The 13,412-nt window shown below is 68.8% G+C and carries 12 protein-coding genes; 10 read left to right on the forward strand and 2 right to left on the reverse strand.

The window, feature by feature from the left end; translation table 11 throughout:
* Window positions 1-195 precede the first annotated feature (195 nt).
* From WME83_RS44765 to WME83_RS44795, 7 genes are all read left to right on the forward strand, one after another.
* The gene (locus WME83_RS44765; RefSeq protein ID WP_437315832.1) at window positions 196-720 is read left to right on the forward strand and encodes an alpha-ketoglutarate-dependent dioxygenase AlkB; all 525 of its coding nucleotides are present in this window, start codon (window positions 196-198) and stop codon (window positions 718-720) included.
* Between the two features lie 109 nt (window positions 721-829).
* Window positions 830-1,111 carry a hypothetical protein gene (locus WME83_RS44770; RefSeq protein ID WP_437315833.1) on the forward strand — a complete coding sequence of 94 codons (282 nt, stop codon included), beginning with the start codon at window positions 830-832 and terminating at the stop codon, window positions 1,109-1,111.
* Between the two features lie 115 nt (window positions 1,112-1,226).
* Window positions 1,227-1,928 carry a hypothetical protein gene (locus WME83_RS44775; protein ID WP_437315834.1) on the forward strand — a complete coding sequence of 234 codons (702 nt, stop codon included), beginning with the start codon at window positions 1,227-1,229 and terminating at the stop codon, window positions 1,926-1,928.
* Window positions 1,929-2,284: 356 nt separating this feature from the next.
* Window positions 2,285-2,776: a hypothetical protein gene (locus WME83_RS44780; RefSeq protein WP_437315835.1), complete on the forward strand. Its 492-nt coding sequence runs from the start codon at window positions 2,285-2,287 to the stop codon at window positions 2,774-2,776.
* Window positions 2,748-3,311 carry a hypothetical protein gene (locus WME83_RS44785; protein ID WP_437315836.1) on the forward strand — a complete coding sequence of 188 codons (564 nt, stop codon included), beginning with the start codon at window positions 2,748-2,750 and terminating at the stop codon, window positions 3,309-3,311. Before WME83_RS44780 ends, WME83_RS44785 begins: the two co-directional genes overlap by 29 nt.
* Window positions 3,312-3,390: 79 nt before the next feature.
* Entirely contained in the window at window positions 3,391-4,329 is a 939-nt protein-coding gene (locus WME83_RS44790; RefSeq protein WP_437315837.1) for a DUF6210 family protein, read from the forward strand.
* Window positions 4,330-4,783: 454 nt separating this feature from the next.
* On the forward strand, window positions 4,784-5,908 hold the full coding sequence (locus WME83_RS44795; RefSeq protein ID WP_437315838.1) for an LLM class flavin-dependent oxidoreductase: 1,125 nt from the start codon (window positions 4,784-4,786) through the stop codon (window positions 5,906-5,908).
* 82 nt (window positions 5,909-5,990) lie between these two features.
* Here WME83_RS44795 and WME83_RS44800 read toward each other — a convergent pair whose 3' ends face one another.
* A complete protein-coding gene (locus WME83_RS44800) occupies window positions 5,991-6,968 on the reverse strand; it encodes a DUF4423 domain-containing protein (protein WP_437315839.1) in 978 nt (325 codons plus the stop codon).
* 104 nt (window positions 6,969-7,072) lie between these two features.
* Between WME83_RS44800 and WME83_RS44805 the strand changes: the two genes are divergently transcribed.
* A complete protein-coding gene (locus WME83_RS44805) occupies window positions 7,073-7,699 on the forward strand; it encodes a hypothetical protein (protein WP_437315840.1) in 627 nt (208 codons plus the stop codon).
* Window positions 7,700-7,960: 261 nt separating this feature from the next.
* Window positions 7,961-9,721, forward strand: a complete 1,761-nt coding sequence (locus WME83_RS44810) for a carbohydrate binding domain-containing protein (protein ID WP_437315841.1) — start codon at window positions 7,961-7,963, stop codon at window positions 9,719-9,721.
* 61 nt (window positions 9,722-9,782) lie between these two features.
* Here the strand turns inward: WME83_RS44810 and WME83_RS44815 are convergent, their stop codons facing one another.
* Window positions 9,783-11,141: an FG-GAP repeat domain-containing protein gene (locus WME83_RS44815; RefSeq protein ID WP_437315842.1), complete on the reverse strand. Its 1,359-nt coding sequence runs from the start codon at window positions 11,139-11,141 to the stop codon at window positions 9,783-9,785.
* 405 nt (window positions 11,142-11,546) lie between these two features.
* Here WME83_RS44815 and WME83_RS44820 point away from each other — a divergent pair, with 405 nt between their 5' ends.
* Entirely contained in the window at window positions 11,547-12,926 is a 1,380-nt protein-coding gene (locus WME83_RS44820) for a hypothetical protein (protein WP_437315843.1), read from the forward strand.
* Window positions 12,927-13,412 lie beyond the last annotated feature (486 nt).

A 13,412-nucleotide genomic window follows, 5' to 3' on the forward strand; every position in this document is an offset into this window, starting at 1 on the left:
TGGAGCGTAGAGCGTGGACGGAGCGCGCGTCCCTCGCCTGCGTCGCGCGGCCGGCGCGCGCGGAGGCGATCTTCATCGCGGTCTGCCAGCCGCGCGAGCCATCCTCCACCTCTCGTTTCGAGGCTAAGATAAAGCGGAGGGCCGTATGGCGCGCAACCTCCGCGACATCGACGGCTGGCACCACCGCAGCGACACATGCCGGAAGACCTAGAAGCTCAGTACCTGGAGGGATTCGTCGCCGATCCGACGACCCTGTTCGACGTGGCGGAGCGGAGTCTCTCGTGGGACGACCGGATGCATTCACGCCGAACCGCCTCGTGCGGGGTGGCGTACAACTACTCAGGCATCTCCTACCCGGACCGCGAGATGCCGCCCTTCGTGCAGGAGCTCGCGGCCCGCATCGCCGGCGTGGTGGGGCACGGGATCAACAACTGCCTCGCCAACTTCTACGCCGATGGGGCGGCGAAGATGGGCTTTCACTCGGACTCCAGCGCCGGCGTCGTCGCCGGGACGACGACCTCGATCCTGTCGCTGGGCGCGCCTCGCGTCCTCACCTTCCGCCGGCGCTCTCGCCGAGAGGAGCGGCACGACATAGCCTTGGCGCCCGGCTCGCTCCTGATCATGCGCGCCAGCGTCCAGGAGGGGTGGCAGCATGCGGTCCTCGCCGTCGAGGCCGCGGGCCCGCGGATCAGCCTCACATTCCGGTTGCTCTCTCGATGAGTCGGCATCGATTGCAGCAGGCGGCCGATGGGACCAGCTGTTCATCCGAGCGGCCGCTCCGATCCGAAGCGAGCACAACGGCTTCTCTCGAGGGGACGCAGGCGGACGCATGATGAGAAGAATGGCGCCAGAGCCGACCCTGCGCGCAGCCCTACGGGTTCTCTACGTGGCATCGTACACGACGCGCAACTGGACGCTTCACGAGGAGGTCTCCCGGCGACAGGTCAACGACCTCTGGGAAGCCATACACGAGATCCCGGACCTCCTTTGCCGCTGGCACGACGGCGCAGAGAGGGAGCTACTCATGTACTTGGACGAATACAACCACAAATGGCCATCTCCGCACCTGCGAGGGATCTACGAGCAGGCGCTCGAAGATTCGGCGATATGAGAGAGCCGCCGAACATCGAATTGGATCCGGCGGGCGGCCTATGCCCGCTCGCGGCGCCAAGGGCGTTCATTGCACGGGCATGGCGCGGCAGCGAGCAGACGAAGGTGAATCCTTGATGTCAGACACGTCCACCAAGCTCGTTGCCGCCGCGCTCGCGGATCATGGCAGGTTCAAGCACGTCGCGGCAGAGCTTGAGCGACGTGCGCCCGATGCCGACGCGGCCGGCGCTCTTGTGGACGCCTATCGCGCCGGGGAGGCCCCACCCTGGTTGGTCGCGCATCTTCTCGGCTGCATCGGCCACGAGGTTGGCTACGCCTTGGTTCGCAAGATTCTGTTGAGCGCACCCGGGATGCTCGCCGAGAGCTACGCTGGCCCCGCGCTTGCGAAGATCCTTGGAGAACATGCTCTCTCGGACCTCTGCACGCTCGTCCGCGACGCCCCGAAGCAGGCGTCTCGCGAAGGTGCCGCCTGCGGGCTCGCGCGCATCAGATCGCCGAGCGCGGAGGCCGCTCTTCTCGACGCAGCCAGCACTGGGCGCATTCGTTGGCACGTCGCCGCGAACGTCCTCGCTGGTATTCCCATCGCTCCGTGGCGTCTGTGTGAGCTGTTCCGCTCGGGCGAGATCGAGCGCCTCCGGCTCGCCACCGAGATTGTTTCGGTGGCGCTTGGTGATGCCGACGGCGGCGGAAGCACGTGGATATACGATATTGCAGCAGAGGTGGGGCCCCTGGCTCGCGAAGCGCTCGCGAACCCCGCTCTAAACATGGCTCCTCGAAAGCGGACGCAACTGGAAGCATGGGTGTCCAAGGCGCACTGAGCGCAGCGCGCGCGCCGCATTCTTACTGGCACGTTGGGCTGGCACCGGTGATTTGGTGAAACATGGCATGGAAGGCTCTGCTGGATGATGCTCGATGGAACCATCGAGACGACCCGACGCGCGCTGACGAGCTCGCTCGACAGACCATCCGTTGCGCGGAGGCGGAGGCCGATGGAGCGGAGCGCGTACGCGCCTTCGAGTCGATCGCCGACTACCTCTGCGGCCGGGAGCGGTGGGCAGAGGCGTCCACGCTCTACGGTCGTCTGATCGACCTGCTGCGAGAGGATCGCGCTTCACCGGACGAGCTCGCAGCGCGGATCGCGCGCCGTGCCGAGCTCGAGGCGAGCGCCGGCGGCATGGAATCTGCCGCGAAGCTGCTCGAGGAGGCGCTCAGCCTTTGGCGCGCGTCGTCACGAGGTACGCTGGAGCGGGGCGCCGCATGGTATGAACGGCTGGCCGACGTGCGAGCGTCGGCAGCGCACCATGCCGCTGCGTCCGTGGCGCGGGGCCGTGCTACCGAGCTGCGCGTCGAGGCTTCGGGCCAGTACTACCAGCCCCGCGTGATGCGGCATGCGAAGAGCGACGGGACCGTCGAATACGCCGTCCACGACGTCTACTTCTCCTTGTACGGCGACGTCGAAGGTTACACCAAGCACGCGCGCTCACCGCGGATGCCCTCCGTGGCCGCGCTCCAAAGGTGGCTGGAGGAGACGTTGCCGATGGCCGCAACGGGTGTACTGTGCGGCGATCTCGGCTACGTGCACTACGCGCCCCAGCTCGCTCAATGGCTTCGTCATGTTCAGGAGGAGCCGCTGGACTATGAAAGCGAGCCCGAGTATACAGTCTGACGAGCGGCTGGCACTGACCCCGCGCCGCAAGCACACCCGCAAGTCGCACTACCCGCGAGAGGCGATGACCGTGGCTCGTCAAATGTCACCGGAGAGGCAACGCGAGTGGCAAGAGTTGAGGGGATTTTTCGACTTTTGGGAGCGACACCTGTTCCCCAGCTTCATGCCGCTGGACGATCCACGCCATCCTGCCAACGCCTTGGAGCAGATCGCCGAGAAGCTCGGCCCTTCGAAGGCCCTGCAAGGCCTGAAGCAGGCCATCCATGACATCGTGGAGCAATACGGACACTTGAGCGGCGAAGAAATCCGTCGAGCGGACGCCGCCCTCGCAGCGAATGGATTGCTTACATTCTCGGAAATCAGGAGGCGGTACTGGTCGAAGTATCGAGCAGTTTTGAAGCGGGGAGCCATCAGGGACGAGACAGAGTTCTACTTGCTGAAGGGCATCGCGGACGACTTGACGAGCGGCCCATCGGAGGAAGAGCGAGCGCAGATCAGCACGCTACTCTCAGAGTATGAAGCGCATCGATCATAACAGCTGCTCGCAGGCGACGCTTTCAAAGCGATGCGCGACTGAGCCACGTCGTGCGCCACGGAGGGCGTAACGGATGGGGATGCTTGAGCTCCAGGTCGGTGCTCGCGTGGTGTTCGCGCACTACCTGCCCGCGGACGCCGGCCCGAACAACGGCGGCTACCTTGGGCTGGTATACCCTGGTGGCACCTTTTACGGCGTCGGGTTCGACGAGCTCCGGGCGCTGGGCACCGGGCGCCACCAGCTCGCGCTGGACGAGCGGGCGCGGTCGGAGCGGGGCCGCGAGCCGGAGTACGAATCGGAGTGGCAGCGGCAGTTCGAGCGCTTCCAGTTCATGCTGTTCAGTTACAGCGTCGGTGCGTACGTCGCCCTCGAGGTGCTCTCTGCGGCCCGCGAGATCTTCGAGCTGGAGTGCCGGATCGGTCGCCTCACCCGTCGCCCAGACGATGATCTAAAGGCCGTCATGGGGGCCGACGGCAAGTGGCAGTTCCAGCGGGAAGACGGAGCGCCCCATTCATCGTCGGCGTCCCCGAGCACGGCGGAGCATACATTTGCCGTGAGCTCATCGTCGAAGCGACACGTTCACCTGGACCCGGATGGTACGTGGCGCGCCACCTGGCTGGTCGTCGTCGTCGAAGCTCCTACCGGCGTGCTCTACGAGCAGCAATGCGCCGGCACCGGCTGCGACGATCGTGCCATCGAAGGATATCTGGTTCCGCTCGGCGGCTTGAAGGTCGACGCGAGCGCTGGATTCATCGAACCCGACGAGCTCACGTCGGTGTTCCATGACGGCAGCGCGTGCGTCTGGGGGATGTGCGGAGATCGCCTCCCTCACGACCGGCTTGGACGGCTGCGCCAGCTGGTCCGCTCCGTACCATACTGGCATCGGCGTGATGACGGCGAGGAGGTGCCCAGCCCCCTCGAGCTCGACGAACGACGTCTCGGAGAGCTCGCGGAAGCGTGGGTGCCGGTCATCACCCCCGACGGACCGGGCATCCTGATGTGGCATAACTGCGACTGATCGGACGAACGCGACCCCGGCCTGGCCGCCGCGCTCGTTCACCTCGCCTGGAACACGATGCGCAGCGGCAGGTGGTCCGACCCCGTGGTCTTCTCTGGATGGCGCGCCGGCGGGGCCTTGCGCCTTCGTCACCGAAGCGCCCGAGCCTACACGGCCAGCGGGAGGACGGCCGTCGAGCGGCGGGCTGGGCGCGGCCGGGTGGTTCCCTGGCAGCACTGCTTCAGCAGCTGGGGCGCTCCAGTGCTGCTCTAGCAGCACAGCCCCGTGGCCGGGGAGGAGAGGTGCCTTGCCTCCGGCCGGTGCGCCGAGGGCTCCGCCTCCGGGCGCGCCGCTTGCAGTGTGCGGCCCGGCCGCACGGCGGTACGCGCCCGCGCCTACGCCATCCATGAGCGACCATCAACGACGATCCGAACGAGACATCGTTATGGCATGGAGGCGCGGCTAGGAGATTTCAGTGAGTAGCGACTTTCTTTGGTACCTGCCGACGCACGGCGACGGCCGCGACTTGATCGGCAGCGCACACCACCTCGAGGCTGAAGCGCAGCGACAGCGAGCGCCGGACATCGCTTACTTGACGCAAGTCGCGCTGGCGGCGGAGCGCGCGGGCTTCCTTGCGGCGCTCATCCCCACGGGCTCGCGCTGCGAGGATGCGTGGCTCGTGGCCGCGGCGGTCGCGCAGCACACGCGTCGCTTGAAGCTCTTGGTCGCGTTCCGGCCCGGGCAGATGTACCCGGCCGTGGCCGCGCAGAGCGTCGCCACCCTGCAGCGCATCACGGGCAATCGTCTCCTGCTCAACGTCGTGACCGGCGGGAGCGCGAAGGAGCAGCGGGCATACGGCGACTTCCTCGATCACGACGCGCGCTACGACCGGACCGCCGAGTTCCTGGAGGTGGTCGACAAGGCGTTCGGCGGACCCGGCGTGAACCACGAAGGCGCGCACTTCCGCGTCGAGAACGGCGGCCTGGTGGAGCCGCTCGCCGTGCGTCCCACCATCTACTTCGGCGGCGCCTCCGAGGCCGCAGAGCGCGTGGCTGCCAGGCACGCGGACGTCTACCTGCTGTGGGGCGAGACGCCGAGCATGGTGCGCGATCGAATCGCCTCGATGCGCCGCCGCGCGGAGGGCCTCGGCCGCACGATCCGCTTCGGGCTACGCGTCCACGTCGTCACGCGCGACACCGAAGAGGACGCCTGGCGCGAGGCGAAGCGGCTGCTCGACGGCATCCCGCCCGGCGCGATCGAAGAGGCGCAGCGCGGGCTCGGCTCGATGGAGTCGGTGGGTCAAGCGCGCATGCTCTCGCTGCACGCGGGCAAGAAGCTCGGCGTACGCGAGCTCGAAGTGTCGCCGAACCTCTGGGCGGGCGTGTCGCTCGTGCGCGGCGGCGCCGGCACGGCGCTCGTCGGGAGCCATCGGCAAGTGGCCGAGCGCATCGCCGAGTACGAGGCGCTCGGCATCGACACCTTCATCCTCTCCGGGTATCCGAACCTCGAAGAGGCGGTGCGCGTGGGCGAGGATCTGTTGCCGCTCGTCTCGTCCCCGCGCCGCGCTCGCGCGCCGCTCGGCATCGTCTCCGCGTCGTGAGCCAGCCGCCGTCACGAGCGCTCTCCGGCGGCGGATCGTCGTCGACATGCCCGGGGGGGAAGGGCGCGCTCCGGTTCGTGCCTCACGCGCCCAGCTCGAAGAGCTGCATCGCCACCAGCGCGACGCAATCGGGCTCGCGCGAATCCGACACGATCTGACGAAGCTCGTGGAAATACCGCACGTGCAGGGCCCGCAGCCGCTCGAGGTCACGGCGCGCGACGCTGACGAGGTTGTAGGAATACAGCCCCGGATCGCCGCGGCGCTGCCGGCCCGCGGCGACGTCGAGCCAGTGCGATTTCAATCGTTGTCGCGGCTCGGCGGCGCCGCGGGTCATATCGACCGTCTCGGCCGTGGTGGCGTACCGCCCTTCGCGCCACCGGATCAGGCCCGCCCGCGACAGGGCTTCGCGGCACGCACGCACCTCGTCGTCCGGGAGCCCGAGGCGAGCGGCGACCCAGGCGTCGTCATGGCGGGGGAGGGCTGCGTAGCTCGCGAGCTCGAGGACGCGCAGGACGGCGTGAGACCAGGGTAGCTCCGTCGCTATCCGACGGCGCTCCTCGAGCACACGGAAGTCGCGCGCCACCGAGGGCAGCTGCCCCGGATGCACGAAGAGGGCGAGGAAGTCGAGGAGCCGCTCGGTGGTCGCGTCGACGAGGGCCAGCACATCGGGGAGCCGGGGCTGCGACGCGCCGGCGATGAAGCGCGACACCTGCGACGCGCTGCGCCCGATACGGGCGCCGATGTCTGCGTTGCTCAGCCCTCCCTTGATGACCTGAAAGAAGGTCGCCGTGAGGGCCGGGTCGGAGACGGCGACGTCGGCGCCGAAGGCCGACTCCTGGCGAACGAAGCCCGAGAGCTCGCGATGGACGTCGACGCCGTTGTACGCCGCGACGCGCAGCAGGGTGGGGAGCGTGGGAAAGCGCCGCCCGGACTCCCAGCCGAAGGCGACGTTCGTGCCGTACCCGAGCCGGACGCTCAGCTGCCGCTGCGAGCGCCGGCCCCGGAGCGCGCGGCAGAAATCCTTTGCGATTTCATCGTACTGCGGCCTTTTGTATCGCATATATGCATCGACGCTAGCACATCGGAGCGATAGAATAATGCGTGGCTGCGCTACGCGCTCTTGCGCTGGCTCGTGCGCTGCGACAAATGGGGGCGGAGGCTTCGATGAACGTACGACTCGCTTGCTGGCTCTCGGCGGGGCTGCTCATGGGTTGCTCGCACGCCGGGGGACAGACGGGGGAGGTCGGCTCCGATCCCTGTGACTCCCTGCCGCTGACGCCGGGTCGGGCCGTGGAGCATGGCCTCACCGACCCGACGCCCCTCGGCGTGAGCGGCCAGGAGGCCCTCGACGCGACAGGCCGGGCCGGGCGCTTCGACGTGGCATGGGCCAACGGGATGATGAGCGCCGTGAGCTGGTCGCTCGTCGCCGACACCGAGAGCTCACCGGCCGTGGCGTACATCGACCGCAGCGGCGAGTGTGGCGACGGGTATCTGCAGATCCTCGTGCTCGGGCATCTATCGAGCGCCGACGGCATCCTCCACCACGAGCAGCGCGGGGCGCTCTATCGGGGCGACGACGGGGCCGCGCGCCTTCGCCTGTCGTTCATCTTCGACGAGAACCCGTTCCCGGACGTATACGCCGGCGGAGGATCGGGGGACGGCTGCACGGGGTGCGGCGGCGCCTTCGACCTCTCCGTCGAATCGCGCTGGGAGGCGGGCGAGTCGGCCCCTCGAGGCCATGTCTACCTGCTCGAGAACGGGGCGCTGCTCGGCGAAGTCGGCGCCTTTTGAGCCCGATCCGCGGCGCGCGCGTCCGCCTTTCACCCAAGGAAGCGGCCTGCGGAGCGCGAGGTCGGCGCAAGCGACTTCTCCCCGCGTCGGTGCGGCGCGGCGATTCACGGATGTAGTGACGGAGAGGATCGACGCAGCTTGGAGTCGCGACGCACGCTTCCCGTGTGCGCGAGCCTGAGCCGGCGCTGTCCTCGTTTCAAAGAAGAAGGTCGATTCATGAGTTTGGTTTCCAGGAAGATCAAGGTCAGAAGTCTCGCTGGGGTGCTCGCTGGTTGTGTCGGTCTGGCCGCCGCTCAGGCGTCGGCCGGCGTGGTCGTGGGTAAGCCCACGCCGCACGGCAACACCGCGTACCCCGAAGCCGGGACGACCCTGGCACGGGCAGGGACCTACACGCTGGTGGGCGCGCTCCAGGAGCACGTGAAGATCAGCGGGGAGCCAGAGCCCACGTTCCCCAGCACGATGCAGGGCGCCGTCTACTTGATGAACGGGACGAACGCCACGCCCGAGCGCGTTTACCAGTTCCCGGGCGTCGCCCAGTTCAACCTCCAGGCCGGGAGCCAGCTCGCGATCTCGAACCGCTTCCTCGCGTTCGCGACCCGAGGCACGAGCTCTTCCACCTCTCCGCAGGCGAACTCCGTGTTCATCGCCCGGAAGAGCAACGGCTCATGGGCGGAGTGCCCCCTGGTCGGCGGTCAGCGGAACTGCAACGGCGCGGTGCGCGAGAACGGACAGAACATCAGCCACGCGCTCACCCGCATCCCGCTCAGCTACCCCGCGCTGAGCAGCTTCAAGGACATCGCGCTCGCCCTCTCCGACGATTACCTCGTGATCGGCTACAAGCGACACAGCGTGCTCGAGATCTACCGCTACAACTCCTCGAACGACACGTGGGTCCTCGAGCACTTTCTCAACGAGCCGGACGAGCGCTTCACCGGCGCCGCGGTCGCGATCGACGGCGACCTCGTCGCGGTCGGATCGCCGTGGTCCGACGGCGGCGAGGCCGGGGCCGAGCTCGGCTCGGTCCGCATCTTCCGCAGGAATGCCAGCGACGTCACCTGGAACGCCGTGGCCCTCGTGAGCGGCTATTTCTCGAGCGGCGCCTTCGGGCGAAGCCTCGCCATGGCCTCCGGGAACTTGGCTGTCACGTCCGGCGCGACGTTCCTCGTCAACGACGTCATGCCGCAGCAGCACCTCTCGTTTTACCGGGTGGCGGCCGACGGCACGATCACGGCGAGCCAATCGCTGGCGACGGCCTACCCTCACGTGCACCTGGCGCTTTACGGCGACACGCTGGCCAGCACGGTCGGCGGTGGAGACGAGGGCCTCTCGCTCTACAAGCGCGACGCCGCGTCGGGGCAGTGGGCCTACGAGACCGGCCTGATCCGCGACTTCTACAAGAGCGTCAACAGCTCCAACTCCGGGTACGGCGGGATCGATCCCATCGGCCTCGTGGGCGATGACCTGTCGCTCGGCTGGCGCGCCTTCTCGGGCCTCCTGGGCGGCGTGGTCCACGAGAAGGTCAGCTTGATCGACGCTTGCCGCGATCCTCTCAACCTCGTGAGCAACTGCTCGTTCGACAATGTGACCAACACCTCGCTCGCGGGGAGCCAGAGCAGCAGCGGCTGGCAGCTCCTCAACTGGAACGGCGCCTCGGCATGGGCGGACTTCACCGGCCGCCAGATGCGCATCAACGTGCAGCAGCCCGGCTCCGACATGTGGCACATCCAGGCTCGCACCACGGTCAACGTGTCGCAGGCGGGGCGCTACCTGCTGACCTTCCGCGCCAAGGCGGACGACGTGCGCACGTTCGTGGTGAACCTGGGGCGCAACGGCAACAGCGACAACAACTGGGCGAGCTACGGTCGCGTGACCGCGGCGGCGGGCCCCGCGTGGGTCGTCTACGCGTTCGAGCTCCCGAACGTCCCGCAGGACTCCGCGGCGCTCCTCGACATCAACGTCGGCAACGCAGGGACCGCGGCCGTCACCGTGGACAGCGTGAAGCTCGTTCGTCTGGCGCAGTAAACACGCCTTCGCGGGCGCCGACGACGCCCTTCATTCCTCCCGGTCGCGCGCGCGGCGGCGCTCAAGGCGCCGTCGCGCAGCCGCGACCGCGGAAGACGACCAGTCCGTCGACCTGGACGCCCACGACGTCAGGGCAGCCGTTGCAGTCGAAATCGGTGATACCGACGCCGAAACCGTCGATGTCCTGGAAGGTGCCGGGGAATCGCGCCGGCTGGCCTTCGAACGTGCCCGCCGCGGTCTGGAGGAACGACCACATCTCGGCGGTGTTTCGGCTGACCACGACGAGATCGCTCCGCCCATCGAGGTTCAGATCGGCGATCTGCAGGCCTCCGGAGGCGAAATACTGGTGGTCGTCGATGGAGAGCAGCGCCTGCGGCGCCGTCAGCTTGCCGAGGTCGTCTTGCAGCAGGATCCAGACCCGCATCGGCCCGTCGCTGTACTCGTGCGTGACGGCGGCGACGTCCTTTCGTCCGTCGTTGTTCACGTCGCCCACCGCGACCGAGACGAACGAGACGCCCGAGCTCGGCGGCGTGGTCTCGAAGAAGACCTGCTGCCCGGTCGTGTCGAACCCGCGCTCGGCGTCGTGCGGAAAGACCGCGACGCCCGCGCCCACGCCGTCCATCGCGATCACCGCGTCGGGGCGCCCGTCCCCCGTCACGTCGCCGGTGACGACGCCGGACATGAACACGCCGGCCGGCAGATCGTGGGTGAGCGCGAAACCGCCGCCGCCGTCCCCCCGGTAGACGAGGATCTTGCTGTCGTATCCGATCCCGACGAGGTCGAGGACGCCATCTTCGTCGTGATCCACGGCGCTCGGGGAGAACGTGGGCAGCTCGGAGATCGGCCTCGGGGGCGCGAAGGCGCCGCCGCCCTGGTTGTGGAGGAAGACGAGCCCTTGCTGCTGAGCGACGACGATGTCGAGCGCGCCGTCGTGGTCCGCGTCGAGCAGCAACGTGCCTTCGACCGCGTCGGCCGGCGCGGAAGGGGTGTAGATGACTTCGCCGTTCAGGTCCCGCACCCGCGGGTGCGTCTGCACATACAGCTCTTCGCGATCCGTGCTCACGAAGTCGAAGCGCTTGTCCCCGTCGATGTCGCCGAGCGACAGCTGACCCATGTACACGCCCGGGGACTCCGCGGGGTAGAGGAGGCCGGGCTTCAAGGTGTAGCCGCTGCCGTCGCTCGGCTCCTCGCCGGGGAACGGGCCCGCGCATCGATCGATCGCGCCGCCGCCGACCGGCACATCGACGGCGGGCTCGGCCTTCCCCGGCTGGACAACGGGCCTGTCCGCCGAGCCGACGTCAGCCGCCTCCTCGCCCTGCGGCGGCTCGGCCGAGCCGTCCTGGGAGGATGGATCGGGAAGCACGACCGAGCCCTGGCACCCCGAGCTGAACCCGATGAGCAAGCAAGAAGCGACAAACATCCGTCCGCTGCTGTGTCGCGCAAACGTCATAGGCTACCTCCGTAAGACAAGTGCAATCCACGAACCCGAACGTCGCCGAGGCGCCCGCCCCACGGCCTCGGCGGCGCGGCGGATACGATGCAATGAACGTGGTATGGCATTGATTCGAACAGAAAATTTGCGCCGAGTCACCGGGCACGCGGCAGCGCGATCTTGCTCAACGCATCGCGTCGCGGCGCCGGTCGCGAATCATGATTGAACCCCTGGGCCACCGTGCGCCACCGTGCGCCATGCGACACGAGCCTCGCGCTCGGAACCTGGTCAGAGGGGCCCGGAGCTCGGGCATCGCGCGACTCCCTCGCTGGCGCGTGGGTTGCAGCGAGGCGAGGCATGCGGACAACGACCTCTTCCTGCACGATAGCATCGTTGCTCGTGGTGACGCTCGGCGCCTGCGGCTCGGTCGAGGTCGACCGAGATCCGGGCGGCGCGGGGGCGTCCGGCGGCACGGGCGGCTCCGAGCCGTTCCCCGAGACCTGCAGCCCGCCCGAGCGCTCCGCGGTGTGCGACACCGACGTGAAGCGCTGCGGGAACGGCGTGCAGGACACGTGCGAGGTCTGCTGGAGCGTCGACGGCGGCCCTGTCCAGTGCAGCGACCGCACCGAGGAATGCGACGGCGCCGTCAGCGAGACGTGCGGCTCGCTCGGATATGCGGGGGGAGGCCGCCTCGCGTGCAGCGACGTCTGCTCGATCGATGTCCGCGACTGCGACTCGTGCCTTGGGGCCCCGAGCCAGCTCGCGTGCGCGCGCCCGCGCGTCGACGGGTACAACGTCGGCGACCTCGCGCTCGCGAGCGACGGAGAGGGCCTCGCGGCGGCCTGGAAGAGCTTCGACGGTCAAATCCACTTCGCCCGCTTCTCGATGGACCTCGCTCTGGAGGGCCAGTGGGGCTGCGTGGACGTCCCCTCGCCGGGGTTGACGGTGGCGCTCGCGCCGAGCCCCGGAGGCTTCATCCTGGCGCTCGGCGGCGCGGGCGACGGCCCTGTGCTGCGCCTCTACCGCCTCGATCCGAAGGGGAACGAGATCGCGACGCGCACCATCGCCGACGCGATGTACCCGGTGCTCGCGGCGAGGCCTGGCGCGGCGCCGCTGCTCGTCTATACGAGCGGCGAGCACGCGGCCGCGCAGGGGGCGCTCGTCGCCGAGCTGCTCGACGAGGAAGGGAACGCGGCGTGGCAGGCGACCGTCGCCGCCGCGGTCTACGGCGACCTGACCGCGGCGGCCTTCGCGGATCCGGGGTTCCTGGTCGCCGCGCGCGTGATCGCCGGCGACGGCTCGGCGACGACCGAGCTCGTGCCGCTCGACGCGTCGGGCGCGGTCGGCCCGGCGCGCGAGCTCGCCGGGATCCACGACGTCGCGCTCGCGCCCGCCGGCGCCGGCCGGGCGGCGGGCGTGTGGCACGATGGAGAGCGCTTCGAGGTCGGCTGGTTCGACGGACAGGCGGCTCCGGCCGGCGCCCCCGTGACGATCGCGGCGCGCGACGCCATGAAGGCGACGCAGGAGCACGCGATCGCCGTGTCGGACGGCCGCGCCGTCGTGGCGCTGGTCGAGGAGGGCGATAGGCAGCTGAGCCTCTTCCACGTGGACGCCGACGGCTCCGTCGCCGTCCCGCGGTATGGCTTCGCGAGAGAGCCCCTCGGGCTGTCCTGGGTCGCGGCCGCGCCGACGGGCGACGGCGCCGCGCTCGTGTGGACGACGTACGCCGAGCCCGACCGCAGCCGGTTCGTCCTCGGCCGCGCGCGGCGCTGAGGCACCTTGGCTCGATCGACCGCCAGGCAGAGGAGCGCCTCGCTGTGGAAGAGCTTGGCCAGCGTGCCCCAAGCGCGATTCAGGTGGTGCGCCGCATCGTGGGTGCGAGCGCGCTCGAAATACGAGACCGCCTCATGAAACCGCCCCGACAAAGGCAGCATCACCCGCGACAGCTTCATCCACGTGCCTTTCCAGACGACGAACAGCACAACGACCAACCGATGGGGCCAAGTGAGGGTGTTCCGCTCGTCGGTGAACGGCTACGTCCGTCAGTGATCGAGGCATGAGGGCGCGCCTCGACGGCTCCGGACCGGGGATCGTCGGGGCTGCGCCAAGGCCGCTCATCGGCGCGCCACCCCGGCGCCCGCCGCGCTTCGCACCTCCAGCGTCGACACCGCGTCGCCCAGGTGGATCCGTGGTCCCGCGACCACGGATGATTTCGTCGCGGCAGGAAATACCACGCCTCGGTACATGGTCAACCCGTTC

Origin of the sequence: Sorangium sp. So ce385 (assembly GCF_051474135.1) — a bacterium.
Lineage (GTDB): Bacteria > Myxococcota_A > Polyangia > Polyangiales > Polyangiaceae > Sorangium > Sorangium cellulosum_D.